Consider the following 21,487-nt stretch of genomic DNA (forward strand, 5'->3'; position numbering starts at 1 on the left):
GTGGTCATCCCCCAAGAAGAACCATGCGGAAACCCGTTGCCGTGGTACGTGAGACTGGCGCCGGGAATGGCCGGGCCAAAGGCCCCAACCGCAACTGCCCGCCAAAACTATCACCCGGGCGCCGGTTTTCCGTTCAACCGAAAGACGTACACCCGGGGTACGACTCCCCTGTCGCGGACGTGGGCCCGTGGGTACAGTTGCTGGCAGCCACCCGGCCAGCACCCCTGCAGGAGGATCGACATGACGCAGTACATGATCTCGGTGAGCCACAACTCGGCCGAGGCCCCCACCATGGAGACCATGGACCCGGACGTCATCGGGCCCATCATCGAGGCCGTCAACGCCTTCAACGACAGGCTCCGCGCCGCGGGCGCCTGGGTGTTTGCCGGCGGGCTGCACCCCATCCAGACGGCGACAACCGTCGACAACACCGGAGCCGCACCCCTTGTCACCGAGGGTCCCCGGGCGGTGTTTGAGGAGTACCTCGGCGGATTCTGGGTCATCGAGGCCGCCGACCCCGCGGACGCCCTGGAGTGGGCCAAGGCTGCCTCCAAGGCCTGCGCCGGAGGAGTTGAGGTGCGCGCGTTCCAGGACTGAAGCGGCCGGGGCACCGGAACCCGCCCACCTCGAGCATCGAAACGCACAACGGCCCTTCCGGAAATCCGGAAGGGCCGTCAAGGGTGCGTGGTCGGGTCTAGCCGAAGAGCGGGCCACCCACGAACGGGTCGATCGCCAAGGCGATGAACACGAGCGTCAGGTAGGTGATGGAGATGTGGAAGACCTTCATGGCCTTCTTGTTCATGTCCGCCGGCTCGTGGTCGCGCTGCGCCTCGCGGTAGAGCACGTGGCATTCGTAGATGAACCAGGCGCCGCTGACGCCGGCCAGCACGGTGTACACGATGCCCGCGTAGCCCATCGGGGCCAGCAGCAGCGAGCAGACAACGGTTGCCCAGGCATACAGGACGACCTGCACGGAGACCTTGCGGGCCGTGGAGATCGCGCCGAGCATCGGCACGTGGGCGGCGTTGTAGTCGTCCGCGTACTTCATGGACAACGGCCAGTAGTGCGGCGGGGTCCACAGGAAGATGATCAGGAACAGGATGACCGCCGGCCATTCGATCTTCTCGGTCACCGCGGCCCAGGCGATGAGCACGGGCATGCAGCCGGCGATGCCGCCCCAGACGATGTTCTGCGCCGTGCGGCGCTTGAGGATCAGCGTGTACAGCACCACGTAGAAGAGGATCGCCGCAAGGCCCAGGGCCGTGGTCAGCGGGTTCGTGCCAACCCACAGCACCACCAGCGAGGCGATGGCCAGCACCCAGGAGAAGATGAGCGCCTCGCGCGGGGTGACCTCGCCGGTGACCAGCGGGCGTCCCTTGGTGCGCTTCATGACCTTGTCCATGTCGCGGTCGATGTAGCAGTTGAATGCGCCCGATGCGCCGGCCGCCATGGCGCCGCCGAAGAGCGTGGCGAGCACCAGGGTGATCTCGGGGAAGCCGCGCTGCGCAAAGATCATGGTCGGCAGCGTGGTGACGAGCAGGAGTTCGACCACGCGCGGCTTCGTCAGCGCCAGGTACGCCTTTGACTTGCGCGAGACGAAGTCGCCCACCGATTCATTCGGCTGACGAGCTGCCCGGGCAGTCGTTGCGGATTCAACGGAAACGGTCTTCACAGACATGCACTCAGTTCTACGGGGAAATAAGACAGACAGGCCTATCATACCCTTTTACGCGGCGTAGAAATCGGCCCGCGGACACCGGCTTCGGGGACCCGTGCGGTGTTCTTGGTCTCCATCGGGCCCCGAACGCCCTTCCAATATCTTCAAGTTGTGGTCTCAAAGGGGCAATTCCGCGCCCGATCGCGATAGGGTTGGAGGGTTGCGACGCCGCCGAAACCACCCAGTGATTGCCGGGTCGGTCCGGCGGCATTGTGCTTCATGGCGGGATATCCGCCACCACAGTTTTTGATGCAGACCTTTATACAGGGAGGACCCACATCGTGGCGCCACTAGCAGACACCAGCGATTTCGCCTGGAGCGGCCTTGACCAGCGAGCCGTCGATACCGCACGCGTGCTGGCCGCAGACGCGGTCGAAAAGGTAGGAAACGGACACCCGGGCACGGCGATCTCGCTGGCCCCGGCCGCCTATTTGATCTTCCAGCAGCACCTGCGCCACGACCCCAGCGACCCGGCCTGGATCGGCCGCGACCGCTTCGTGCTCTCCCCCGGCCACACGTCGCTCACCCTCTACCTGCAGCTCTTCCTCTCCGGCTACGGCCTGGAAATGGAAGACCTCGAGGCGCTGCGCACCTGGGGAGCCAAGACCCCCGGCCACCCGGAATACGGCCACACCGCGGGCGTGGAAATCACCACCGGCCCGCTGGGCCAGGGCCTGGCCTCGGCCGTCGGCTTCGCCTACGCGCAGCGCCGCATGCGCGGCCTGCTGGATGCCGAGGCCCCGGCCGGCACCTCCCCGTTCGACCACACCGTCTGGGTCATCGCCTCCGACGGCGACCTGCAGGAGGGCGTCACCGCGGAAGCCTCCTCGCTGGCGGGCCACCAGGAACTCGGCAACCTCGTGGTTGTCTACGATGAGAACCACATCTCCATCGAGGACGACACCGACGTGGCCTTCACCGAGAACGTGCTCGGCCGCTACGAGGCCTACGGCTGGCACACCCAGCGCGTCGACTGGACCAAGACCGGCAACTACGTCGAGGACCTCGCCGAACTGGACGCCGCGCTGCGCGCCGCCAAGGCCGAGACCAACCGCCCCTCGATCATTTCCCTGCGCACCGTCATCGGCTGGCCGTCCCCGACCAAGGCCGACACCGGCGGCATCCACGGCTCCAAGCTGGGTGCCGAGGAAGTCGCCGGCCTGAAGAAGGTCCTGGACTTCGACCCGGCCGAGTCCTTCGCCATCGAGGCCGAGGTCCTGGAGCACGCACGCTCCGTCCAGGACCGCGGCACCGCCGACCGCACCGCGTGGCAGGCCGGCTTCGACGCCTGGGCCGCCGCCAACCCGGAGAACGCGGCGCTGCTGCGCCGCCTCGAGGCCGGGGAGCTGCCCGCGGGCTGGGACGAGAACCTGCCCGTGTTCGAGGCCGGCAAGGATGTCGCCACGCGTTCGGCCTCCGGCAAGGTCATCAACGCCGTCGCCGGCGTGCTGCCCGAGCTGTGGGGCGGCTCGGCCGACCTCGCCGGCTCCAACAACACCACCATCGAGGGCGCCGCCTCCTTCATCCCGGCCTCGCGTTCCACCGAATCCTGGACCGGCAACCCCTACGGCCGCGTGCTGCACTTCGGCATCCGCGAGCACGCCGCGGCGTCGATCGTCAACGGCATCACGCTGGCCTCACCGACCCGCGCCTACTCCGGCACCTTCCTGATCTTCTCCGACTACCAGCGCCCGGCCATCCGTCTCTCGGCGTTGATGGGCGTCCCGTCGATCTACGTGTGGACCCACGACTCGATCGGCCTGGGCGAGGACGGACCGACGCACCAGCCCGTCGAGCAGCTTGCCTCCCTGCGTGCCATCCCGAACCTTGACGTGGTCCGCCCGGCGGACGCCAACGAGGTCTCCTACGCCTGGAAGAAGATCCTGGAGACCACCTCCAACCCGGCAGGCATCATCCTTTCCCGCCAGAACCTGCCGGTCTACGACCGCAGCGCACTCGGCTTCGGTGCCGCCTCAGGCGTCGAGAAGGGCGCCTACGTGCTCGCCGACGCCACCGCCGACGGCCAGGTCGTCGCCCCCGAGGTGCTGCTGCTGGCCACCGGTTCCGAGGTCTCCCTGGCCGTCGAGGCCCGCGAGGCACTGCAGGCGCAGGGCGTCGCCACCCGCGTGGTCTCCATCCCGTGCCTGGAATGGTTCAACCAGCAGGACGCCGACTACCGCGAAGCAGTGCTGCCGGCCGCAGTCAAGGCCCGCGTCTCCGTCGAGGCCGGCGTGGCCATGGGCTGGCGCGAACTGGTAGGCGATGCCGGACGCATCATCTCGCTCGACCACTACGGCGCCTCCGCCGACTACAAGCGCCTGTACTCGGAGTTCGGCATCACCACCGAGGCGGTCACCGCCGCCGCCCTTGATTCCCTGGCCGCCGGCTCCATCGCCGCCGCCAAGTAACCCGGAACGACTCGAAGGAACACCACCGTGAGCAATCCCAACACCCAGGCCCTCTCCGATGCCGGCGTATCCATCTGGCTCGATGACCTGTCCCGCGAACGCCTGAGCTCCGGCTCGCTGGCCGCACTGATCGCCGAGAAGAACGTCGTGGGCGTGACGACCAACCCGTCGATCTTCCACGCCGCCCTCTCCGACGGCGAGTCCTACGCAGCCCAGGTCGCCGAGCTGGCGGCCGCCGGCCTGGACGCCGAGCAGGCCGTCTTCAAGATCACCGGCGCCGACGTCACCGCCGCATGCGACCTGTTCGCCCCGATCGCCGCCGCAACCAACGGTGCCGACGGCCGCGTGTCGATCGAGGTCGACCCGCGTCTGGCCCGCAAGACGGCGGAGACCATCGCCGAGGCCAAGGAACTGCACAAACTCGTCGACCGCGAAAACGTGCTCATCAAGATCCCGGCGACCGTCGAGGGCCTGGAGGCCATCGCCGAGACCCTTGCGGCCGGCATCTCCGTGAACGTCACGCTGATCTTCTCGCTGGAGCGTTACCGCGCGGTCATCAACGCGTTCATGACCGGCCTGGAGAAGGCCAAGGCCAACGGCCACGACGTCTCCACGCTGCACTCCGTGGCATCGTTCTTCGTCTCCCGCGTGGATTCGGAGATCGACGCCCGCCTGAACGCCATCGGCACCGACGCGGCGCTGGCGCTGCGCGGCAAGGCCGGCGTGGCAAACGCGGTGCTCGCCTACCAGGTGTACGAGGAGTCCTTCTCCTCCGAGCGCTGGGCCGTGCTGGCCGGCGCCGGAGCCAACGCGCAGCGCCCGCTGTGGGCCTCGACCGGAGTGAAGGACCCGTCCCTGCCGGACACCCTGTACGTCACCGGCCTGTGCGCACCGAACACCGTGAACACCATGCCGGAAAAGACGCTGCTGGCCACCGCCGACCACGGCGTGGTCACCGGCGACACCGTCACCGGCGCCTACGCGCAGTCCAATGCGGTGCTCGACGAGCTCGCCGCCCTGGGCGTGAACTACAACGACGTCGTCGCCAAGCTCGAGGTCGAGGGCCTGGAGAAGTTCGAGATCGCCTGGAACGAACTGCTCACCGACCTCGACGCCTCGCTGGCGCGGGCGGCTGCGAAATGAGTTCGCTCGGCTTCATCGCCACCGGCGCCGCCCAGGCAGCCATCGAAACCCACGTCCCGGCGCTCGTCGCCGACGGCGTGGCAAGCCGCATCGCCGCGAAGGACACGACCCTCTGGGGTCCTGACGCGCAGGCCGAGGCCTCGATCCGCCTCGGCTGGGTCGACGCCGCGGAAACCTCCGCGGCCCTGGTCCCGGGCATCCTTGCGCTGCGCGACGAGCTGCGAGCCGAGGGAGTGAACCGGATCGTGCTGGCCGGCATGGGCGGCTCCTCGCTCGCGCCGGAGGTCATCGCCGCAACCTACGACGTCGAACTCGTGGTCTGCGATTCCACCGACCCGGAAATGGTCGCCGGCATCCTCGCCGACCGGCTGGCAACCACCGCACTGGTTGTCGCCTCCAAGTCCGGCTCCACCGTGGAGACCGACTCGCAGCGCCGCGTCTTCGAGCAGGCGTTCACCGACGCCGGCGTCGACGCGGCCCGCCGCATCGTCGTCGTCACGGACCCGGGCTCCCCCATGGACAAGGCCTCCCGCGAGGCCGGCTACCGCGCGGTCTTCAACGCGGACCCGAACGTCGGCGGGCGCTACTCGGCGCTGACCGCGTTCGGCCTGGTCCCCGCGGGCCTGGCCGGCGTCGACATCGAGGGCTTCCTGGAGGAGGCCGCGGCTGCCGCGGAGTTCCTGGCCGAGGACGACGAGGACAACATCGCCCTGGCCCTGGGTGCCGCGATGGCCGGGACCGCGCCGCTGCGCAACAAGCTGGTCTTCGCCGACGAGGGCTCGGGCCTGGTGGGCTTCGCCGACTGGGTCGAGCAGCTCATCGCCGAATCCACGGGCAAGTCGGAAACCGGCGTGCTGCCGGTGGTCGTCGAGGCCAACGCCCCGGAAACCACCAGCACCGCCGCTGACCTGCTGCAGGTCCGCCTGGTCGCCGACACCGGCCTGCTTACCGACGACGACGTCGACTCCGACGCCGCCTCGGTGTGCGTCTCCGGCTCGCTCGGTGCGCAGATGCTGCTCTGGGAGTATGCGACGGTCGTGGCCGGGCGCCTGCTGGGCATCGACCCGTTCAACCAGCCGGACGTGGAGGCCGCCAAGGTCGCCGCCCGCGCCCTGCTGGAGGCAACCCCGGAACCCGTTGAACCGGCGCTCGTCGAGGACTCGATCGAGGTCCGCGCCTCCGCGGGGCTGCTGGAGGGCACCACCGACCTTCAGGGCGCGCTGCGCGCCCTGTTGGCCGCGCTTCCGGCCGACGGCTACCTGGGTGTCCAGGCCTACCTGGACCGCCACGGCGATGCCGCGCTGGAGGGCATCCGCCCGGTCCTGGCCGCAGCGACGGGACGCCCCGTCACTTTCGGCTGGGGGCCGCGCTTCCTGCACTCCACGGGCCAGTTCCACAAGGGCGGGCCGCGCATCGGGGCCTACCTGCAGCTCACCGCCGACTCGGCGATGGACCTGGGGATCCCGGGGCTTCCGTTCACCTTCGGGGAACTGATCTCCGCACAGGCCTCCGGCGACGCGCGCGTGCTGGAGGACCTCGGGCGCCCGGTGTTGCGCCTGCACCTGCGCGACAAGGAATCGGGCATCGCCCGATTGGGTAAGATCATCCAGGGTCTGGCCCAGGCCTGACCCCGCCAAGGCGGGTGTGCGCGGCACGGGGGTTTTCCCGCGCCGCGCACGCCCGCCCGGCACCACTCCCCACTCGCACCGCACGTTCGCACCCCCCCTCCGCGATCCACAGGCACCAGAACAGTTGAAGGCGCTTCCCCGAATGCTTGATTCTTCACCCGGCCCCACCGGCCAGCACCCCAATCCGCTCCGCGACCGCCGCGACCGGCGGCTGAACCGCATTGCCGGCCCCTCCGCACTGGTCTTCTTCGGCATCACCGGCGACCTGGCCCGCAAGAAGCTCATGCCGGCCGTCTACGACCTGGCCAACCGCGGCCTGCTGCCCCCGAACTTCGCCGTTGTCGGCTTCGGCCGGCGCGGCTGGAGCCCCGAGGAGTTCGCCGCCCAGGCCCGCGGCTGGGTCATCGACCACGCCCGCACCCCCTTCAACGAGACGGTCTGGGAGCAGCTGGCCAGCGGCTTCCGCTTCATCACCGGCGGTTTCGACGACGACGAGGCGTTCATCACGCTGCGCGAGACGCTCGACGAGCTCGCGGCAACCCGCGGCACCGGGCACAACCACGCCTTCTACCTCTCCATCCCGCCGAACTCCTTTGAGGTCGTCTGCGAGCAGCTCTCCCGCCACGGCCTGGCCCGCGCCGAGGACTCCGGGGAGCAGCCCGCCGGCTGGTCCCGCGTCGTCATCGAAAAGCCCTTCGGCCACGACCTGCTCTCCGCGCGCGAGCTGAACGAGATCGTCGAGTCGGTCTTCCCGCCCGACGCGGTGTTCCGGATCGACCACTACCTGGGCAAGGAGACGGTGCAGAACCTGCTGGCGCTGCGCTTTGCCAACCAGCTCTTCGAGCCGCTGTGGAACGCCAAGTACGTGGACCACGTGCAGATCACCATGGCCGAGGACATCGGCATCGGCGGTCGCGCGGGCTACTACGACGGAGTGGGCGCCGCCCGCGACGTCATCCAGAACCACCTGCTGCAGCTGCTGGCGCTCACCGCCATGGAGGAGCCGATCAGCTTCGACGCGGACCACCTGCGCAGCGAAAAGGAAAAGGTGCTCACCGCCGTGCGGCTGCCGGCGGACCTCTCCGCCGCCAGCGCACGCGGACAGTACACCTCCGGTTGGCAGGGCGGCGAGCAGGTCACCGGCTTCCTGGACGAGGAGGGCTTCAACCCGGCCTCCAAGACCGAGACCTACGCCGCCATCAAGCTGGAGATCAACACCCGCCGCTGGGCCGGGGTGCCGTTCTACCTGCGCGCCGGCAAGCGCCTGGGACGCCGCGTCACCGAGATCGCCGTGGTCTTCAAGCGCGCCCCCAACATGCTCTTCCAGGACCACTCGGACGACGAGTTCGGGCAGAACGCCATAGTCATCCGCGTCCAGCCGGACGAGGGCGCCACCATCCGCTTCGGGTCCAAGGTCCCGGGCACGCAGATGGAGGTGCGCGACGTGACGATGGACTTCGGCTACGGCCACGCCTTCACCGAGTCCTCCCCGGAAGCCTACGAGCGCCTGATCCTGGACGTGCTGCTGGGCGAGCCGCCGCTCTTCCCGCGCCACGAGGAAGTCGAGCAGTCCTGGCGCATCCTGGACCCGTTCGAGGAGCACTGGGCACAGCTGCCCGAACAGCCCGAACCCTACGCCCCCGGATCCTGGGGACCTGCATCCGCCGATGAATTGTTGGCCCGCGACGGAAGGACGTGGCGCCGGCCATGATCGTTGAACTGGAAGACACCACCACCTCCAAGATCTCCAAGCAGCTTGTCGCCATGCGGCAGGCGCAGGGCGTCGTGGCGCTCTCGCGCGTGCTCACGCTCCTGGTGATCACCCGCGCAGGCTTCGAGGAGGACGCGATAGCCGCGGCAAACCTCGCCAGCCGCGAGCACCCCTGCCGCATCCTCGTGGTCGTCAAGGGCCGCGTCACCGGGGACACCCGGCTTGATGCCCAGATCCGCGTGGGCGGCGACGCCGGCGCCTCGGAGGTCATCGTCATGCACACCTACGGCCCCGGCGCCCACGTCGACGAATCCCTGGTCTCCGGCCTGCTGCTGCCCGACGCCCCGATCGTGGCCTGGTGGCCGCACGGCGTGCCCAAGAACGCCTCGCAGACCCCGCTGGGCCGGATCGCCCACCGACGCATCACCGATTCGGGCGCCGAGGCGGACCCCCGCAAGGCCCTGTTCACCCTTGCGGATTCCTACCGGGCCGGCGACACCGACCTGGCGTGGACGCGGCTGACCCTGTGGCGCGCCCAGCTCGCCGCGGTGTTTGACCAGCTCGACCCCACCGAGGTCACCGGCGTGACGGTCAAGGGTGCCGTGGACTCCCCCTCCACGGTGCTGCTCGCCGCCTGGCTCACGCTCTGCCTGGACGTGCCCGTCACCATCGCCTCCGCCCCGGAGGGCACCGGGGTGCGCTCCGTGCGCTTCACCCGGGACTGCGGCGACATCGAGCTCTCGCGCCCCGTGGGCGACGTCGCCGAGCTCTACCAGCCGGGGCAGAAGCCGCAGCTGATCTCCCTGCCGCAGCGCCCCGTGGCAGACTGCCTGGCCGAGGAGATGCGCCGGCTGGACCCGGACGAGGTATTCGGCGAGGTCGTGCGCACGGGCCTGAAGCGCACCAACCTGAGGAGCATCCGACCCAGTGAACGCTAAACGCCACATCCTCGTCCACCCGGACCTGCCCGCCACCGCCGCGGCTGTCGCCGCGCGGCTCATCACCGCGGTCCTGGACGCCCAGGCCGCCCGCGGGGAAGCCACGGTGGTGCTCACCGGCGGAACGCTGGGCATCGCCTCGCTCAAGGCCGTCGCGGACTCCCCCGCGCTCACCGCCGTCGACTGGTCGCGCGTGAACTTCTACTGGGGCGACGAGCGCTTCGTGGAAGCCGGTTCCCCCGACCGCAACGCCGTCCAGGCGGAGGTGCTGCTCTCGGTGCTCGACGGCCACGGACTTGACCGGGGCCGGGTGCACGCCATGGGTTCGTCCGACGAGTTCGCCACTCCGGAGGAGGCAGCCGCCGCCTATGCGCAGGTGCTCGCCGCCGAGGCCGTCGAGGAGGGAAGCACTTCGCTTCCCGTGTTCGACGTGCTGATGCTGGGCATGGGCCCGGACTCCCACGTGGCATCGCTCTTCCCCGACCACGTCGGGGCCGCCACCGCCGGCGCCGCAGTCATCGGGGTGCACGACTCCCCCAAGCCGCCGCCGCTGCGCGTGTCGCTGACCTTCGAGACCATCAACACCGCCCGTGCGGTGTGGCTCGTGGTGGCCGGGGCCGACAAGGCGCCGGCCGCCGCCGTGGCGCTGGGCGGGGAGGCAACGCGCGAGCGGGTCCCCGCCTCCGGCGTGCAGGGAACCGAAGGTACCTGGTGGCTGATGGACAGGGCCGCCGCGGCACTCATCTAGCAAGGCCCCGCGCCGTTCGCCGCGTGGGCACCCGACCCAAGGACATGCATGGTGGAACAAGTGGTGCTCGGCCTCACCGGCGGGCTGCTGGGCGCGCTACTGCTCTCCCTCTGGTTTGCCGCCATCACGAGCAAGAGCGTGCTGGGGGTGCTGCTGGCCGTGGGCATGGCCACGGCGCAGGTGCTCACCAGCATCCTCGATATCCCGTGGGCCCCGGATGCCGGTGCGGCCTTCGCCCTCGTGGGCATCGACAGCAACGTGGAGCTGGCGCCGGCCGGGGTCTCGACCCTCGTGGCTTCAATGCTCGGCTTCCTGGCCGTCGCCTGGTTCGGAGGCTTCATCCGCGCCCTGGCCCGGTGCATCGACCGGATCGGGGCGGCGTGCGGCACGCGTCGTTCCGGCCCTGCGGATCCGGACGGCATGGTTTAGCGAGTGGTGGTTTAACAAGTGAAGGACGGCTTCCCCGAGGGGAGGCCGTCCTTCACTTGTATGCCGTGAAAACTAGGATTCGACGTTGAAGCGCATGATCAGGGCCAGGCCGATGATCACGGTGACCCAGGTGATGCCCAGGACCACGGTGATGCGGTTCAAGTTGCGTTCGGCCACGCCGGAGGAGCCCAGCGAGCTGGTCATGCCGCCGCCGAACATGTCGGACATGCCGCCGCCGCGTCCCTTGTGCAAAAGGATCAGCAGGGTCAGCAACAGGCTCGTGATTCCCAGAAGTACCTGCAAAACAATCTTGATGGCGTCCATCATTGCCCTTCAATCAGCTGGTGGCGATTACTCGGTCACCAGGTGGTGCTCGAACCTAACAATGTTAGCAAATTCTGCGGCGTCAAGGCTTGCCCCGCCGACCAACACGCCGTCAACGTCCTTTTCAGCAAGGATTTGCGCCGCGTTGCCAGCCTTCACCGAACCGCCGTAGAGCACGCGGACCTTGCCGGCGACCTCGTCGCCGAACAGCGTTGCGAGCTCGACGCGGATCGCGGCGCACAGTTCCTGCGCGTCCTTCGGACCCGCGACCTCGCCGGTGCCGATGGCCCAGACGGGCTCGTAGGCAACGACCAGGGTCTCTGCCTGCTCGGCGGTGACGCCGGCCAGCGAGCCACGCAACTGCTCGAGCGTGAACTCCACGTGGGTTCCGGCCTGGCGGATCTCCAGGCCCTCGCCGACGCAGAGCACCGGGGTCACGCCGTGGCGGTAGGCCGCGGCGATCTTGGCTGCGAGCAGCTCGTTGGATTCCCCGTGCAGGGCACGGCGTTCGCTGTGGCCCACGAGCACGTAGCTGCATCCCAGGCGGGAGAGGAACTGCCCGGAGATTTCCCCGGTGTAGGCACCGGAGTCGTGCGCCGAGAGGTCCTGTGCGCCGTAGCGCACCGGCAGGTTGTCCCCCATGGTCAGCGTCTGCACGCCGCGCAGGTCGGTGAACGGCGGGAAGACGGCCACCTCGGTGCGGTCGAAGTCGTGTTCCGCGTCGGCCAGCGTCCAGGCAAGCTTCTGCAGCAGGGTGATGCCCTGGACGTGGTCCATGTTCATCTTCCAGTTGCCGGCAATCAGCGGCTTCCTGTCGAAGACCCCGTTGGTCGATGTTGTCACTTGGCACCCTCCAGCGCTGTCAGGCCGGGCAGTTCCTTGCCCTCGAGGTATTCGAGGGAGGCACCGCCGCCGGTTGAGATGTGGCCGAATTCGTCGTCGTTGAAGCCCAGCGTGCGCACGGCTGCCGCCGAGTCGCCGCCGCCGACGACGCTGAACGCCTCGGAATCCGCAAGGGCACCCGCCACGGCACGGGTGCCGTTGGCGAACGCCGGGATCTCGAAGACGCCCATCGGGCCGTTCCAGAACACCGTGTTGGCGCCCTTGATGTAGCTCGCGAACGTTTCGCCGGAGGCCGGTCCGATGTCAAGGCCCAGGCCGCCGGCCCCGAAGGAGCCACCCTCGATGTTGTCGGCTGCGAGCACCTCGTGCTCGGCGTCGGCACCGAACTTGGATGCCACGACCACGTCTGTCGGAAGCACGATGTCGCAACCCAGTTCCTTGGCGCGCGACAGGTAGCCGCGGCAGGTCTCGAGCTGGTCTTCCTCGAGCAGCGAGCCGCCGACCTCGTGGCCCTGGGCCTTGAGGAAGGTGAAGGCCATGCCGCCGCCGATCAGCAGGTGGTCGGCGCGTCCAAGCAGGTTGTCGATGACCGCAAGCTTGTCGGAGACCTTCGAACCGCCCAGGACGACCACGTAGGGTCGCTTGGGAGCCTCGGTGAGGGTCTTCAGCACGCGGACCTCGGTGGCCACCAGGTCGCCCTGGTAGGCCGGCAGCAGCGCCGCGATGTCGAAGACGGAGGCGTGCTTGCGGTGCACCGCACCGAAGGCGTCGTTCACGTAGGCGCCGTTTTCGCCGGTCAACGCGGCAAGCTCGGCCGCGAACTCGGCGCGTGCCGCGGCATCCTTGGAGGTTTCGCGGGCATCGAAGCGCACGTTTTCCAGCACCAGCACGGTGCCGTCGGCCAATTCACCGGCCAGCGTGCGGGCGGATTCGCCGACGACGTCGGTTGCCACGCGCACGTCGAGCCCGGAAAGCTCGGCCAGCTTGGTCGCCGCCGGGGCGATCGAGTACTTGGGGTCCGGTTCGCCCTTGGGGCGACCGAGGTGGGCCATCACGATGACGCGTGCGCCGGCCTCGGCCAGCTTCTGCACCACGGGGATGGAGGCGCGTACACGCCCATCGTCGGTGACGGTAACGCCATCGAGCGGCACGTTCAGGTCGCTACGGACCAAAACGCGCCGCCCGAGGACACCGTCGGCGAGTAGTTCGTCGAGAGTGTGGGAAGTCATGAGACTAGGTTATCCGAATCAACCGGACTAACCGAGCTGGCCACCGACGTATTCGACGAGGTCAACCAGCCGGGAGGAGTAACCCCACTCGTTGTCGTACCAGGCAACCACCTTGACGGTGGAGCCGATCACTGAGGTGAGGCCGGCATCGAAGATCGCCGAGTGCGGGTCGGTGACGATGTCGGTGGACACCAGCGGATCCTCCGAGTACTTCAGGAAGCCCTTCAGCGGCCCTTCCTCGGATGCCTTCTTGAACGCGGCGTTGATCTCCTCGACGCTGGCCTCGCGGGCCAGGGTGACGGTGAGGTCGGTGGCGGAACCGGTCGGGACCGGGACGCGCATGGCGTAGCCGTTGAGCTTGCCCTTGAGCTCCGGAAGCACCAGGCCGATGGCCTTTGCGGCACCGGTGGAGGTCGGGATCATGTTCAGGGCCGCGGCGCGCGCGCGGCGCGGGTCCTTCTTGTGCGGGGCGTCCTGCAGGTGCTGGTCGGCGGTGTAGGCGTGGATGGTGGTCATCAGGCCGTCGACGATGCCGAACTGGTCGTTGAGCACCTTAGCAACGGGGCCCAGGCAGTTGGTGGTGCAGGAGGCGTTGGAGATGATGTGGTGCTTGTCGGCCTCGTACTTCTCGTGGTTGACACCCATGACGATGGTGATGTCTTCCTTGGAAGCCGGGGCGGAAATGATGACCTTCTTGGCGCCGGCCTGCAGGTGCTTCTCGGCATCCGCGGCCTTGGTGAAGAAGCCGGTCGATTCGACGACGACGTCTACGCCGAGGTCCCCCCAGCCGAGGTGGGCCGGGTCCTTCTGGGAAAGCACCTTGATGCGCTTGTCGCCGATGACGATGTAGGCACCGTCTACGCTGACCTCTTCGGACAGGCGGCCCAGGACGGAGTCGTACTTGACGAGCATCGCCAGGTCGTTGATCGAACCAAGGTCGTTGACTGCGACAATTTCGATGTCTGCGCCATTGGCGAGGCTCGCTCGCAGGAAGTTGCGTCCGATGCGTCCGAAACCATTAATGCCAACACGGGTAGTCACGTGAATGTCTCCTAGACAGAGTGGTGTTGCCACAGCCGTCTGACACGCACCCAACGGGGCATGCATAACGGAGTGGCTTGGAATAATGACACTCCGTTGTGTCGCCGGCTGATGCCGGCCGGGTTGTTTCGGGTCTCGCGACACAGGCCGCGAGACCCGAAAAACACGTTGTTTTTATCTTACGCTATTTTGGCGCTCGATGTGACGGACGTAACGCCCGTCATGTTTTGTTGCTTTTCGGTGTTGCTTGGCCGTTGCTACTTGCCCGGGACGATCAACGTCGCAGCACCCGCACGCGCAGCCTCAAAACGAGCCGACACATCCGCCCAATTCACAATGTCCCAAAACGCCTTCACGTAATCCGCCTTCACGTTCACGTAATCCAGGTAGAACGCATGCTCCCACATATCCAGCATCAACAACGGAGTCGTCGCCACCGGAACATTGCCCTGCTGGTCATACAACTGCTCGATCACCAACTGGCCACCCAGCCCCTCGAACCCCAACAACGCCCAACCCGAACCCTGCAAGCTCATCGCAGCAGCAGTGAAATGCGCACGGAACGCATCAAACGAACCAAACGCATCATCGATCGCCGCAGCCAACTCACCCTCCGGCTTGTCCCCACCCTCCGGCGAAAGGTTGTTCCAGAAAATCGAGTGGTTCGTGTGACCACCCAAGTGGAACGCCAAATCCTTGGACAACTTCGGAATGCTCCCGAACTCACCCTTCTCCCGAGCCTCCGCCAACTGCTCCAACGCCGCATTCGCACCCGCCACATACGCCGCATGGTGCTTGCTGTGGTGCAATTCCATGATCCGCGCAGAAATGCTCGGCTCCAGCGCCGCGTAGTCGTACTGCAGCTCAGGCAAGGTATAAATAGCCAAAATGACTCCTCAGTCTCTGTGCACCCGGGACAACTGGATGCAATTCATTGGGGGTTACTGCATCTCCGCACTGAAGCGGAAAATCTCGCTGCCGGTCAGTTTTCCAGCATGTCTAGTGGAACGCTCGCCTCGGTGCCGGGTATTCCCAACTCGGAGGCCCGTTTGTCGGCCATAGCCAACAGCCGGCGGATGCGTCCGGCGATGGCGTCCTTGGTCATCACGGGGTCAGCCATGCGGCCGAGCTCGTCGAGGCTGGCCTGCTTGTGCGCGACCCGCAGCGCACCGGCGTACTTGAGGTGGTCGGGGACCTCGTCGCCAAGGATCTCCAGCGCGCGCTCCACGCGGGCGCCGGCGGCGACTGCGGCCTGGGCCGAGCGGCGCAGGTTGGCGTCGTCGAAGTTGGCCAGGCGGTTGGCCGTGGCGCGCACTTCCTTGCGCATGCGGCGCTCCTCCCAGACCATCAGGGCGTCGTGCGCCCCCATCCGGGTGAGCAGCTGGGCGATGGCCTCGCCGTCGCGGATGACCACCCGGTCCACCCCGCGCACCTCGCGGGCCTTGGCCACCAGGCCGAGCCGGCGCGCGGCGCCGACCAGGGCGAGCGCCGATTCCGGGCCCGGGCAGGTGATCTCCAGGGCCGAGGAGCGGCCGGGCTCGGTGAGCGAGCCGTGCGAGAGAAAGGCGCCGCGCCACACGGCCTCGGCATCGGCCGTGGAGCCGTTGACGATGACCGAGGGCAGCCCGCGCACCGGGCGGCCGCGGCCGTCCAGAAGGCCGGTCTGGCGGGCCAGGGCCTCCCCGTCTCGAACCACGCGGACCACGTAGCGGTTGCCGCGGCGCAGGCCGCCGCCGGAGACCACGAGGATCTCGGAGCTGTGGCCGTAGACCTCGGCGATGGCCGCTCGCAGGCGGCGGGCGGTGGAGGCAAGGTCGACCTCGGCCTCGATGACGATGCGTCCGGAGATGATGTGAAGTCCACCGCAGAAACGCAACATGGTGGAAACTTCGGCCTTGCGCTCGGATGATTTCCGGACTTCAAGGCGGGACAGCTCGTCCTTGACGGAAGCCGTCAGTGCCATGGATTGATTCCTAACTGGTGGGCTCGTCTGTGGTGAACGTCGTGAAAACGTCGTGGTACGCGGCGGCGAGTCGCAGGGGGTCGTGGACGGCACGTCCGGCACCAACCCCTACTTTACCGAAAAAGGTGCGCGCACCTAGCCGGGCCGCCGCGCGGGTGAAACTTTCGTGGTCCGCGACAGTGGAGGGATCGGCCAGCACGGCGTCGAGCCGCAGCCCGGGGGCGTAGCGCGCGATGACCTCCAGGTGGGCTGCCGCGTCCAGGCCGGCGGTCTCCGCGGTGTCGGTGGCGAGGTTCATGGTCAGCAGGCGCCGGGCCGGGGTCGACTCGAGCGCCTGGCGCATCTCCGGCAGCAGCAGGTGCGGCAGCACGGAGGTGTACCAGGAGCCGGGGCCGAGCACGACCCAGTCGGCGAGTTCGATCGCCTCGAGCGCCTCGCTACAGGCCGGCGCATCGGCCGGTTCCAGCCGGACGTTGGAGACAAGCCCCTCGCTGCCGGCCGTCGCGAGCTTCGCCTGGCCCACCACGTGGCGGCGCACCAGGCCCTGCTCCCCCGCGTCCTCGAGCACGTCGCCGGCGATCGTGAGCGGGACGGTGCTCATGGGCAGCACCTGCCCGCGGGCACCGAGCAGTGCCCCTGCCCAGCGCAGGCCGGCCACGGGGTCCTTGAGCAGTTCCCAGAGCGCGACGATCAGCAGGTTGCCCACGGCATGCCGGTCCAGCGACGCTGCGGAGTCGGGGGCCGAGGTGAAGCGGTGCTGCATGACATCGCGCCAGGTCCGGCCCCAGTCGGTGTCGTCGCACAAGGCGGCAAGGGCCATCCGCAGGTCGCCCGGCGGCAGCACGTTCAGTTCCTCGCGCAGCCTGCCGGAGGATCCCCCGTCGTCGGCCACCGTCACGATGGCCGTCAGGTCCGTGGTCAGCCGGCGCAGCGCGGAGAGCGACGCAGAGAGCCCGTGCCCGCCGCCCAGGGCGACGACGCGGACCAGCTGGTTCTCCTCCGGGGAGCGCGAGGGCGGCTGGATCGGAAGGGGTCCGGTGAAGAACGCCATGGCAGGCTACTCGCGGCCCAGGTCGCGGTGCGTGACGTTGACGCGGACGCCGGGAAGCTGCGCCAGGCGGCGCCCGACCTCCTCGGCCGTGGCCACCGAGCGGTGCTTGCCGCCGGTGCAGCCGATGGCGATCGTCGCGTAGTGCTTGTTCTCGCGGCGGTAGCCCTCGAAGACCGGCTCCAGCGCGGCGATGTAGTGCTTGATGAACTCCCCGGCACCCTTGGCGCCCAGCACGTAGTCGGAGACCTGCTTGTCCTTGCCCGTGTGCGGGCGCAGCTCCGGCACCCAGTGCGGGTTGGGGATGAAGCGGACGTCGGCGACGTAGTTGGCGTCGGTGGGGACCCCGTACTTGAAGCCGAAGCTCATCACGTTCAGGCGCAGCACGATCGGGCCCGAGTCGGTGAAGAGCTCGGTGACGGAGCGGGCGAGGTCGTGCACCGAGAGCTCGGTGGTGTCAAGCACGATCTCCGCGGCTTCCTTCAGTTCGCGCAGCACCTCGCGTTCCTTGGCGATGCCGTCGACGATGCGCCCGTCGCCCTGCAGCGGGTGCGGGCGGCGGCCCTGCTCGAAGCGGCGGACCAGCAGCTCGTCGCCGGCGTCGAGGAAGAGCACGCGGTAGGTGATGCCCGCGGCGCTGAGCGAGTGCAGTGCCTCGCGCAGCTGCGGGAAGAGCGACTTGGAGCGCACGTCCATGACGACGGCCAGCTTGGGGATCGAGCCGCCCGAGTGGGCGACGAGTTCCGTCAGCGTGCCCAGCAGCGCCGGCGGCAGGTTCTCCACGACGTACCATCCGTGGTCTTCCAGCGCATGGGCCGCGGTGGTCCGTCCTGCACCGGACATGCCAGTGATGACTAGTAGTTCGGTCTCGGCTGGTTTCACGGGGGAAAGCTCGGTGCTCATGTGGACAAGCCTAGTCCAGCACCTCTCCGGTCGTCATGTTGACGGCCGGGGCCGCGGCCCCGGAGCCGGCCAGCGACTCGTGGATGGTTGCGGCAAGCACCGGGCCGATGCCGGGGACCTGCGCCAGCTCCTCCGGGGAGGCGGCGCGCATCTTCTTCACCGAGCCGAAGTGCTTGCGCAGGGCGTCGCGCTTGGCCGGGCCCAGGCCGGGGATCTCGTCGAGCACCGAGGCCATCATGGAGACCGAGCGCTTCTTGCGGTGGAAGGTGATGGCGAAGCGGTGCGCCTCGTCGCGGATGCGCTGGACCAGGTAGAGCGCATGGGAGGCGCGCGGCAGGATCACCGGGAACTCGTCGTCCGGCAGCCACAGCTCCTCCAGCCGCTTGGCCAGGCCCACCACGTAGATGTCGTCGATGCCCAAATCCGCCAACGCGCGCGTGGCGGCGGCGACCTGCGGCGGGCCGCCGTCGACGATGACCAGCGAGGGCGGGTAGGCGAAGCGCCGCGCCGGGGCCTTGGCCGCGGCATCGGAGATGTCCACCTCCCCGGAGACCATCGGCACCATGTTTGCCGATTCCTCCAGGTAGTTCCTGAAGCGCCGGGAGATCACGTCGTACATGGAGGCTGTGTCATCGCGGGCGGCGTCCCCGGTGATGGAGAACTTCCGGTAGTCGCTCTTCTTGGGCAGCCCGTCCTCGACGACCACCATGGAGGCCACCACGTTGGTGCCCTGCACGTGGGAGACGTCGTAGCACTCGATGCGCAGCAGCGGCACCGGCAGGCCCAGGGCGTCCTGGAGCTCCTGCAGCGAGGCGGAGCGGGTGCTCAGGTCCCCGGCGCGGCGGGACTTGTGCAGGCGCAGCGCCTGCTCGGCGTTCTCACGCACCGTCTCGGCCAGCGTGGCCTTGTCCCCGCGCTGCGCCACGCGCAGCGAGACGGCCGATCCGCGGCGTTCGTGCAGCCAGGCGGCGACCTCGTCGTGGTTTTCCGGAAGCACCGGGACCAGCACCTCGCGCGGGATGCGGTCGTCCCCGTCTGCCTCGCCGTAGACCTGGGTGAGCAGGTGCTCGATGAACTCGGCCGGCGTGGAGTCCTCCACCTTCTCGACGACCCAGCCGCGCTGGCCGCGGATGCGCCCGTTGCGCACGTGGAAGACCTGCACCGCGGCCTCGAGCTCGTCCTCGTGCACCGCGAAGATGTCGGCCTCGGTGTTCTCCGCCAGCACCACGGCGTTGCGTTCGAAGACGCGGCGCAACGCGGCGATGTCGTCGCGGAAGCGGGCCGCCTGCTCGTACTCGAGCCTCGAGACGGCGTCGGCCATCTTGCCCTCGAGCTCCCTGATGAAGCGGGTGCCTTCCCCGCCCATGAACTGGCAGAGATCGGCCGCGAGCTTCTTGTGGTCCTCGGCGCTGATGCGTCCCACGCAGGGGGCCGCGCACTTGTCGATGTAGCCGAGCAGGCAGGGGCGCCCGGAGGATTCGGCCCGCTTGAAAACGCCCATCGAGCAGCTGCGCACGGGGAAGACGCGCAGCAGCGTGTCGAGGGTTTCGCGGATCGCCTTGGCCGGGTAGAACGGCCCGAAGTACTTCGCGTCCTTGCGCTTGTCCCCGCGCATGACCTGCGCGCGCGGGTAGGTCTCCCCCATGGTCACGGCCAGGTACGGGTAGGACTTGTCGTCCCGGAAGACGATGTTGAAGCGCGGGTTGTACTCCTTGATCCAGGTGTACTCCAGCTGCAGCGCCTCCAGCTCCGAACCCACGACCGTCCACTCGACCGAGGCGGCGGTGTGCACCATCGCATGGGTCTTGGGCGTGAGCCCCGCGGGGTTGGCGAAGTAGGAGTTCAGCCGCGAACGCAGCACCTTGGCCTTGCCGACGTAGATGACCCGCCCGACCTCGTCGCGGAAACGGTAGACGCCGGGATTCAGCGGGATGTCCCCGGTCCGGGGCCTGTAGCTCTGCGGGTCTGCCACGTGGGTGCGCTTTCGGTGTCTACTCTGCGGTGATTACTCTGCGGTGGGCGTCTGGTTGTAGGCGTCGACCCGGTCCTGGCCGGTCAGCTCGGCGATGGCGTCGACGATCTGGTCGGTGGCGGCGCGGCGCTGCGGCAGCGGGTGCTTGCGGCCGAGGTGCTCGAACTGCAGCGGCTTGCCGAACGCCAAGGTGAAGTGGTGCGGCTTGATGGTGTTCTTGCCCGCCGGCTGCAGGTTCTCCGTGCCGATCAGGCCCACCGGGACCACCGGGGCGCCGGTGGTCAGCGCCAGCCAGCCCACGCCGGTGCGGCCGCGGTAGAGCTTGCCGTCGCGCGAGCGGGTGCCCTCCGGGTAGATGCCGATGCCGCCGTCCGCCTCCAGGATGTCGACGAGCGATTCCAGGGCCGCCACCGAGGCAGCCTGCTCGCCGCGTTGCACCGGGATGGACCCGACCGACTCGAAGAAGGTCTTCATGGCCTTGCCCTTGAGCCCGGGGGTGGTGAAGTACTCCGCCTTGGCGAAGAACGCCACGTCGCGCGGGGTCAGCGCCTGGATGATGATCGAGTCCAGGAAGGAGAGGTGGTTCGAGGCGATGATGACCGGCCCGGTGCGCGGCACGTTCTCCAGCCCGGTGACGGTGGGGCGGCACAGCCCGTTGAGCAGGCCGCGGATCGAAGAGCGGGTCATGGTGTACAGGCTCATTTAGGCACGCGCTCCTTCGTGGTGGGTTGTCAGTTGTGTGCGGATGGCTTCCTCGGCGGCGTTGCCCAGCAGCAGCCCGGCAAGTTCGGCGGGGTCCTTGGCGTGGGCCCCGGCGCCGGCGGCTTCCAGCTCCCCCGGCGGGGCGAATCCCCACCTGGCGCCGATGGACGCCATGTTGTGGTCGTTGGCCGCCTCGATGTCGTAGCGGCGGTCCCCCACCATGAGGCAGCGTTCGGCTTCCAGGCCGTGGGCCTCGAGCACCGCGGCGACGATGTGCGCCTTGGATGCCGAGTTCCCGTTGGCCTCGTCGTCGTTCCCGAAAACGCCGTCCACCGCCCCGTCCAGGCCCTGGATCCCCAGCAGCTGCCGGGCGATGGCCGTCGGCTTGGCGGTTGCGACATACAGGGCGATGCCGGCCTCTCGCAGCGCGGCAAGCGCCTCGCGGATCCCGGGGTACGGGCGGGAGTCCGCCATCCCGGTGGCCGCGTACTCCGCGCGGTAGTCGGCGATGAGGCCCTCGATCATGTGCCCCTCGACGCCGTCGATCTCCGCGAGGCCCAGCACCAGCGGCGGGCCGACCAGCGTGCGGAGCTTGTCCTCGCCCGGATCCGGGACGCCGGCCTGCGCCAGTGCGCGGCGGATGCCCGAGGTGATGGCCCCGGCCGGATCCACAAGGGTTCCATCGAGGTCAAGCAGAACGGCGGAGGGAGCAATCATCACTGTCGTATTCTCGCATGAAC

At 68.5% G+C, this 21,487-nt stretch carries 20 protein-coding genes; 8 read left to right on the forward strand and 12 right to left on the reverse strand.

The features are described 5' to 3' along the window. The first annotated feature begins 240 nt into the window (after positions 1–240). The gene (locus ACSYDW_RS01565) at positions 241–597 is read left to right on the forward strand and encodes a YciI family protein (RefSeq protein ID WP_438336946.1); all 357 of its coding nucleotides are present in this window, start codon (positions 241–243) and stop codon (positions 595–597) included. Positions 598–694: 97 nt separating this feature from the next. On the opposite strand, the gene ACSYDW_RS01570 is transcribed toward ACSYDW_RS01565, so the two are convergent. Continuing rightward, positions 695–1,678, reverse strand: coding sequence for a heme o synthase (locus ACSYDW_RS01570; RefSeq protein ID WP_438336947.1), 984 nt, complete (start codon positions 1,676–1,678; stop codon positions 695–697). A 320-nt stretch (positions 1,679–1,998) separates the two neighbouring features. Here ACSYDW_RS01570 and tkt point away from each other — a divergent pair, with 320 nt between their 5' ends. From tkt to ACSYDW_RS01605, 7 genes are all read left to right on the forward strand, one after another. Further along, a complete protein-coding gene (gene tkt, locus ACSYDW_RS01575) occupies positions 1,999–4,125 on the forward strand; it encodes a transketolase (RefSeq protein WP_438336948.1) in 2,127 nt (708 codons plus the stop codon). A 27-nt stretch (positions 4,126–4,152) separates the two neighbouring features. Beyond that, positions 4,153–5,268, forward strand: coding sequence for a transaldolase (tal, locus tag ACSYDW_RS01580; RefSeq protein ID WP_438336949.1), 1,116 nt, complete (start codon positions 4,153–4,155; stop codon positions 5,266–5,268). Beyond that, positions 5,265–6,896 (forward strand): phosphoglucose isomerase-related protein, encoded by a 1,632-nt coding sequence (locus ACSYDW_RS01585; RefSeq protein WP_438336950.1) that lies wholly within the window; start codon positions 5,265–5,267, stop codon positions 6,894–6,896. Before tal ends, ACSYDW_RS01585 begins: the two co-directional genes overlap by 4 nt. Positions 6,897–7,038: 142 nt before the next feature. Beyond that, positions 7,039–8,607: a glucose-6-phosphate dehydrogenase gene (gene zwf / locus ACSYDW_RS01590; RefSeq protein WP_438336951.1), complete on the forward strand. Its 1,569-nt coding sequence runs from the start codon at positions 7,039–7,041 to the stop codon at positions 8,605–8,607. Next, positions 8,604–9,545 carry a glucose-6-phosphate dehydrogenase assembly protein OpcA gene (locus ACSYDW_RS01595; protein WP_438336952.1) on the forward strand — a complete coding sequence of 314 codons (942 nt, stop codon included), beginning with the start codon at positions 8,604–8,606 and terminating at the stop codon, positions 9,543–9,545. The genes zwf and ACSYDW_RS01595 overlap by 4 nt, the downstream gene beginning before the upstream one ends. After that, positions 9,535–10,293: a 6-phosphogluconolactonase gene (pgl, locus tag ACSYDW_RS01600; protein WP_438336953.1), complete on the forward strand. Its 759-nt coding sequence runs from the start codon at positions 9,535–9,537 to the stop codon at positions 10,291–10,293. The genes ACSYDW_RS01595 and pgl overlap by 11 nt, the downstream gene beginning before the upstream one ends. 48 nt (positions 10,294–10,341) lie before the next feature. Then, positions 10,342–10,722 (forward strand): hypothetical protein, encoded by a 381-nt coding sequence (locus ACSYDW_RS01605; RefSeq protein ID WP_438336954.1) that lies wholly within the window; start codon positions 10,342–10,344, stop codon positions 10,720–10,722. 72 nt (positions 10,723–10,794) lie between these two features. On the opposite strand, the gene secG is transcribed toward ACSYDW_RS01605, so the two are convergent. The 11 genes from secG to ACSYDW_RS01660 form a co-directional block, all read right to left on the reverse strand. Continuing rightward, positions 10,795–11,046 (reverse strand): preprotein translocase subunit SecG, encoded by a 252-nt coding sequence (gene secG, locus ACSYDW_RS01610; protein ID WP_438336955.1) that lies wholly within the window; start codon positions 11,044–11,046, stop codon positions 10,795–10,797. Between the two features lie 27 nt (positions 11,047–11,073). Continuing rightward, positions 11,074–11,889 (reverse strand): triose-phosphate isomerase, encoded by an 816-nt coding sequence (tpiA, locus tag ACSYDW_RS01615; protein ID WP_438336956.1) that lies wholly within the window; start codon positions 11,887–11,889, stop codon positions 11,074–11,076. Further along, the gene (locus tag ACSYDW_RS01620) at positions 11,886–13,118 is read right to left on the reverse strand and encodes a phosphoglycerate kinase (protein WP_438336957.1); all 1,233 of its coding nucleotides are present in this window, start codon (positions 13,116–13,118) and stop codon (positions 11,886–11,888) included. The genes tpiA and ACSYDW_RS01620 overlap by 4 nt, the downstream gene beginning before the upstream one ends. A 27-nt stretch (positions 13,119–13,145) precedes the next feature. Continuing rightward, complete coding sequence (gene gap / locus ACSYDW_RS01625) at positions 13,146–14,159, reverse strand: type I glyceraldehyde-3-phosphate dehydrogenase (protein WP_438336958.1); 1,014 nt, start codon at positions 14,157–14,159, stop codon at positions 13,146–13,148. A 257-nt stretch (positions 14,160–14,416) separates the two neighbouring features. Continuing rightward, positions 14,417–15,046 carry a superoxide dismutase gene (locus tag ACSYDW_RS01630; protein WP_438336923.1) on the reverse strand — a complete coding sequence of 210 codons (630 nt, stop codon included), beginning with the start codon at positions 15,044–15,046 and terminating at the stop codon, positions 14,417–14,419. A 95-nt stretch (positions 15,047–15,141) separates the two neighbouring features. Then, on the reverse strand, positions 15,142–16,122 hold the full coding sequence (gene whiA, locus ACSYDW_RS01635) for a DNA-binding protein WhiA (RefSeq protein ID WP_438336959.1): 981 nt from the start codon (positions 16,120–16,122) through the stop codon (positions 15,142–15,144). Between the two features lie 10 nt (positions 16,123–16,132). Next, positions 16,133–17,173 carry a gluconeogenesis factor YvcK family protein gene (locus tag ACSYDW_RS01640; protein ID WP_438336960.1) on the reverse strand — a complete coding sequence of 347 codons (1,041 nt, stop codon included), beginning with the start codon at positions 17,171–17,173 and terminating at the stop codon, positions 16,133–16,135. A 6-nt stretch (positions 17,174–17,179) separates the two neighbouring features. Next, positions 17,180–18,073: an RNase adapter RapZ gene (gene rapZ / locus ACSYDW_RS01645; RefSeq protein WP_438336961.1), complete on the reverse strand. Its 894-nt coding sequence runs from the start codon at positions 18,071–18,073 to the stop codon at positions 17,180–17,182. Positions 18,074–18,083: 10 nt separating this feature from the next. Continuing rightward, positions 18,084–20,045: an excinuclease ABC subunit UvrC gene (gene uvrC / locus ACSYDW_RS01650; protein ID WP_438336962.1), complete on the reverse strand. Its 1,962-nt coding sequence runs from the start codon at positions 20,043–20,045 to the stop codon at positions 18,084–18,086. A 33-nt stretch (positions 20,046–20,078) separates the two neighbouring features. Next, a complete protein-coding gene (locus ACSYDW_RS01655; RefSeq protein ID WP_438336963.1) occupies positions 20,079–20,747 on the reverse strand; it encodes a lysophospholipid acyltransferase family protein in 669 nt (222 codons plus the stop codon). Then, entirely contained in the window at positions 20,748–21,464 is a 717-nt protein-coding gene (locus ACSYDW_RS01660) for an HAD family hydrolase (RefSeq protein WP_438336964.1), read from the reverse strand. Positions 21,465–21,487 lie beyond the last annotated feature (23 nt).

This window comes from Paeniglutamicibacter selenitireducens, from assembly GCF_051550675.1.
In the GTDB taxonomy this organism is placed as follows: domain Bacteria; phylum Actinomycetota; class Actinomycetes; order Actinomycetales; family Micrococcaceae; genus Paeniglutamicibacter.

What these genes read in the sequence shown, in the direction of transcription:
- ACSYDW_RS01620 (WP_438336957.1), bottom strand. Translation starts at nt 13,118, where the DNA reads ATGACTTCCCACACTCTCGACGAACTACTCGCCGACGGTGTCCTCGGG.
- ACSYDW_RS01570 (WP_438336947.1), bottom strand. Translation starts at nt 1,678, where the DNA reads ATGTCTGTGAAGACCGTTTCCGTTGAATCCGCAACGACTGCCCGGGCA.
- whiA (WP_438336959.1), bottom strand. Translation starts at nt 16,122, where the DNA reads ATGGCACTGACGGCTTCCGTCAAGGACGAGCTGTCCCGCCTTGAAGTC.
- zwf (WP_438336951.1), top strand. Translation starts at nt 7,039, where the DNA reads ATGCTTGATTCTTCACCCGGCCCCACCGGCCAGCACCCCAATCCGCTC.
- ACSYDW_RS01655 (WP_438336963.1), bottom strand. Translation starts at nt 20,747, where the DNA reads ATGAGCCTGTACACCATGACCCGCTCTTCGATCCGCGGCCTGCTCAAC.
- rapZ (WP_438336961.1), bottom strand. Translation starts at nt 18,073, where the DNA reads ATGAGCACCGAGCTTTCCCCCGTGAAACCAGCCGAGACCGAACTACTA.
- ACSYDW_RS01660 (WP_438336964.1), bottom strand. Translation starts at nt 21,464, where the DNA reads ATGATTGCTCCCTCCGCCGTTCTGCTTGACCTCGATGGAACCCTTGTG.
- ACSYDW_RS01595 (WP_438336952.1), top strand. Translation starts at nt 8,604, where the DNA reads ATGATCGTTGAACTGGAAGACACCACCACCTCCAAGATCTCCAAGCAG.
- ACSYDW_RS01565 (WP_438336946.1), top strand. Translation starts at nt 241, where the DNA reads ATGACGCAGTACATGATCTCGGTGAGCCACAACTCGGCCGAGGCCCCC.
- ACSYDW_RS01605 (WP_438336954.1), top strand. Translation starts at nt 10,342, where the DNA reads ATGGTGGAACAAGTGGTGCTCGGCCTCACCGGCGGGCTGCTGGGCGCG.
- secG (WP_438336955.1), bottom strand. Translation starts at nt 11,046, where the DNA reads ATGGACGCCATCAAGATTGTTTTGCAGGTACTTCTGGGAATCACGAGC.
- ACSYDW_RS01640 (WP_438336960.1), bottom strand. Translation starts at nt 17,173, where the DNA reads ATGGCGTTCTTCACCGGACCCCTTCCGATCCAGCCGCCCTCGCGCTCC.
- ACSYDW_RS01585 (WP_438336950.1), top strand. Translation starts at nt 5,265, where the DNA reads ATGAGTTCGCTCGGCTTCATCGCCACCGGCGCCGCCCAGGCAGCCATC.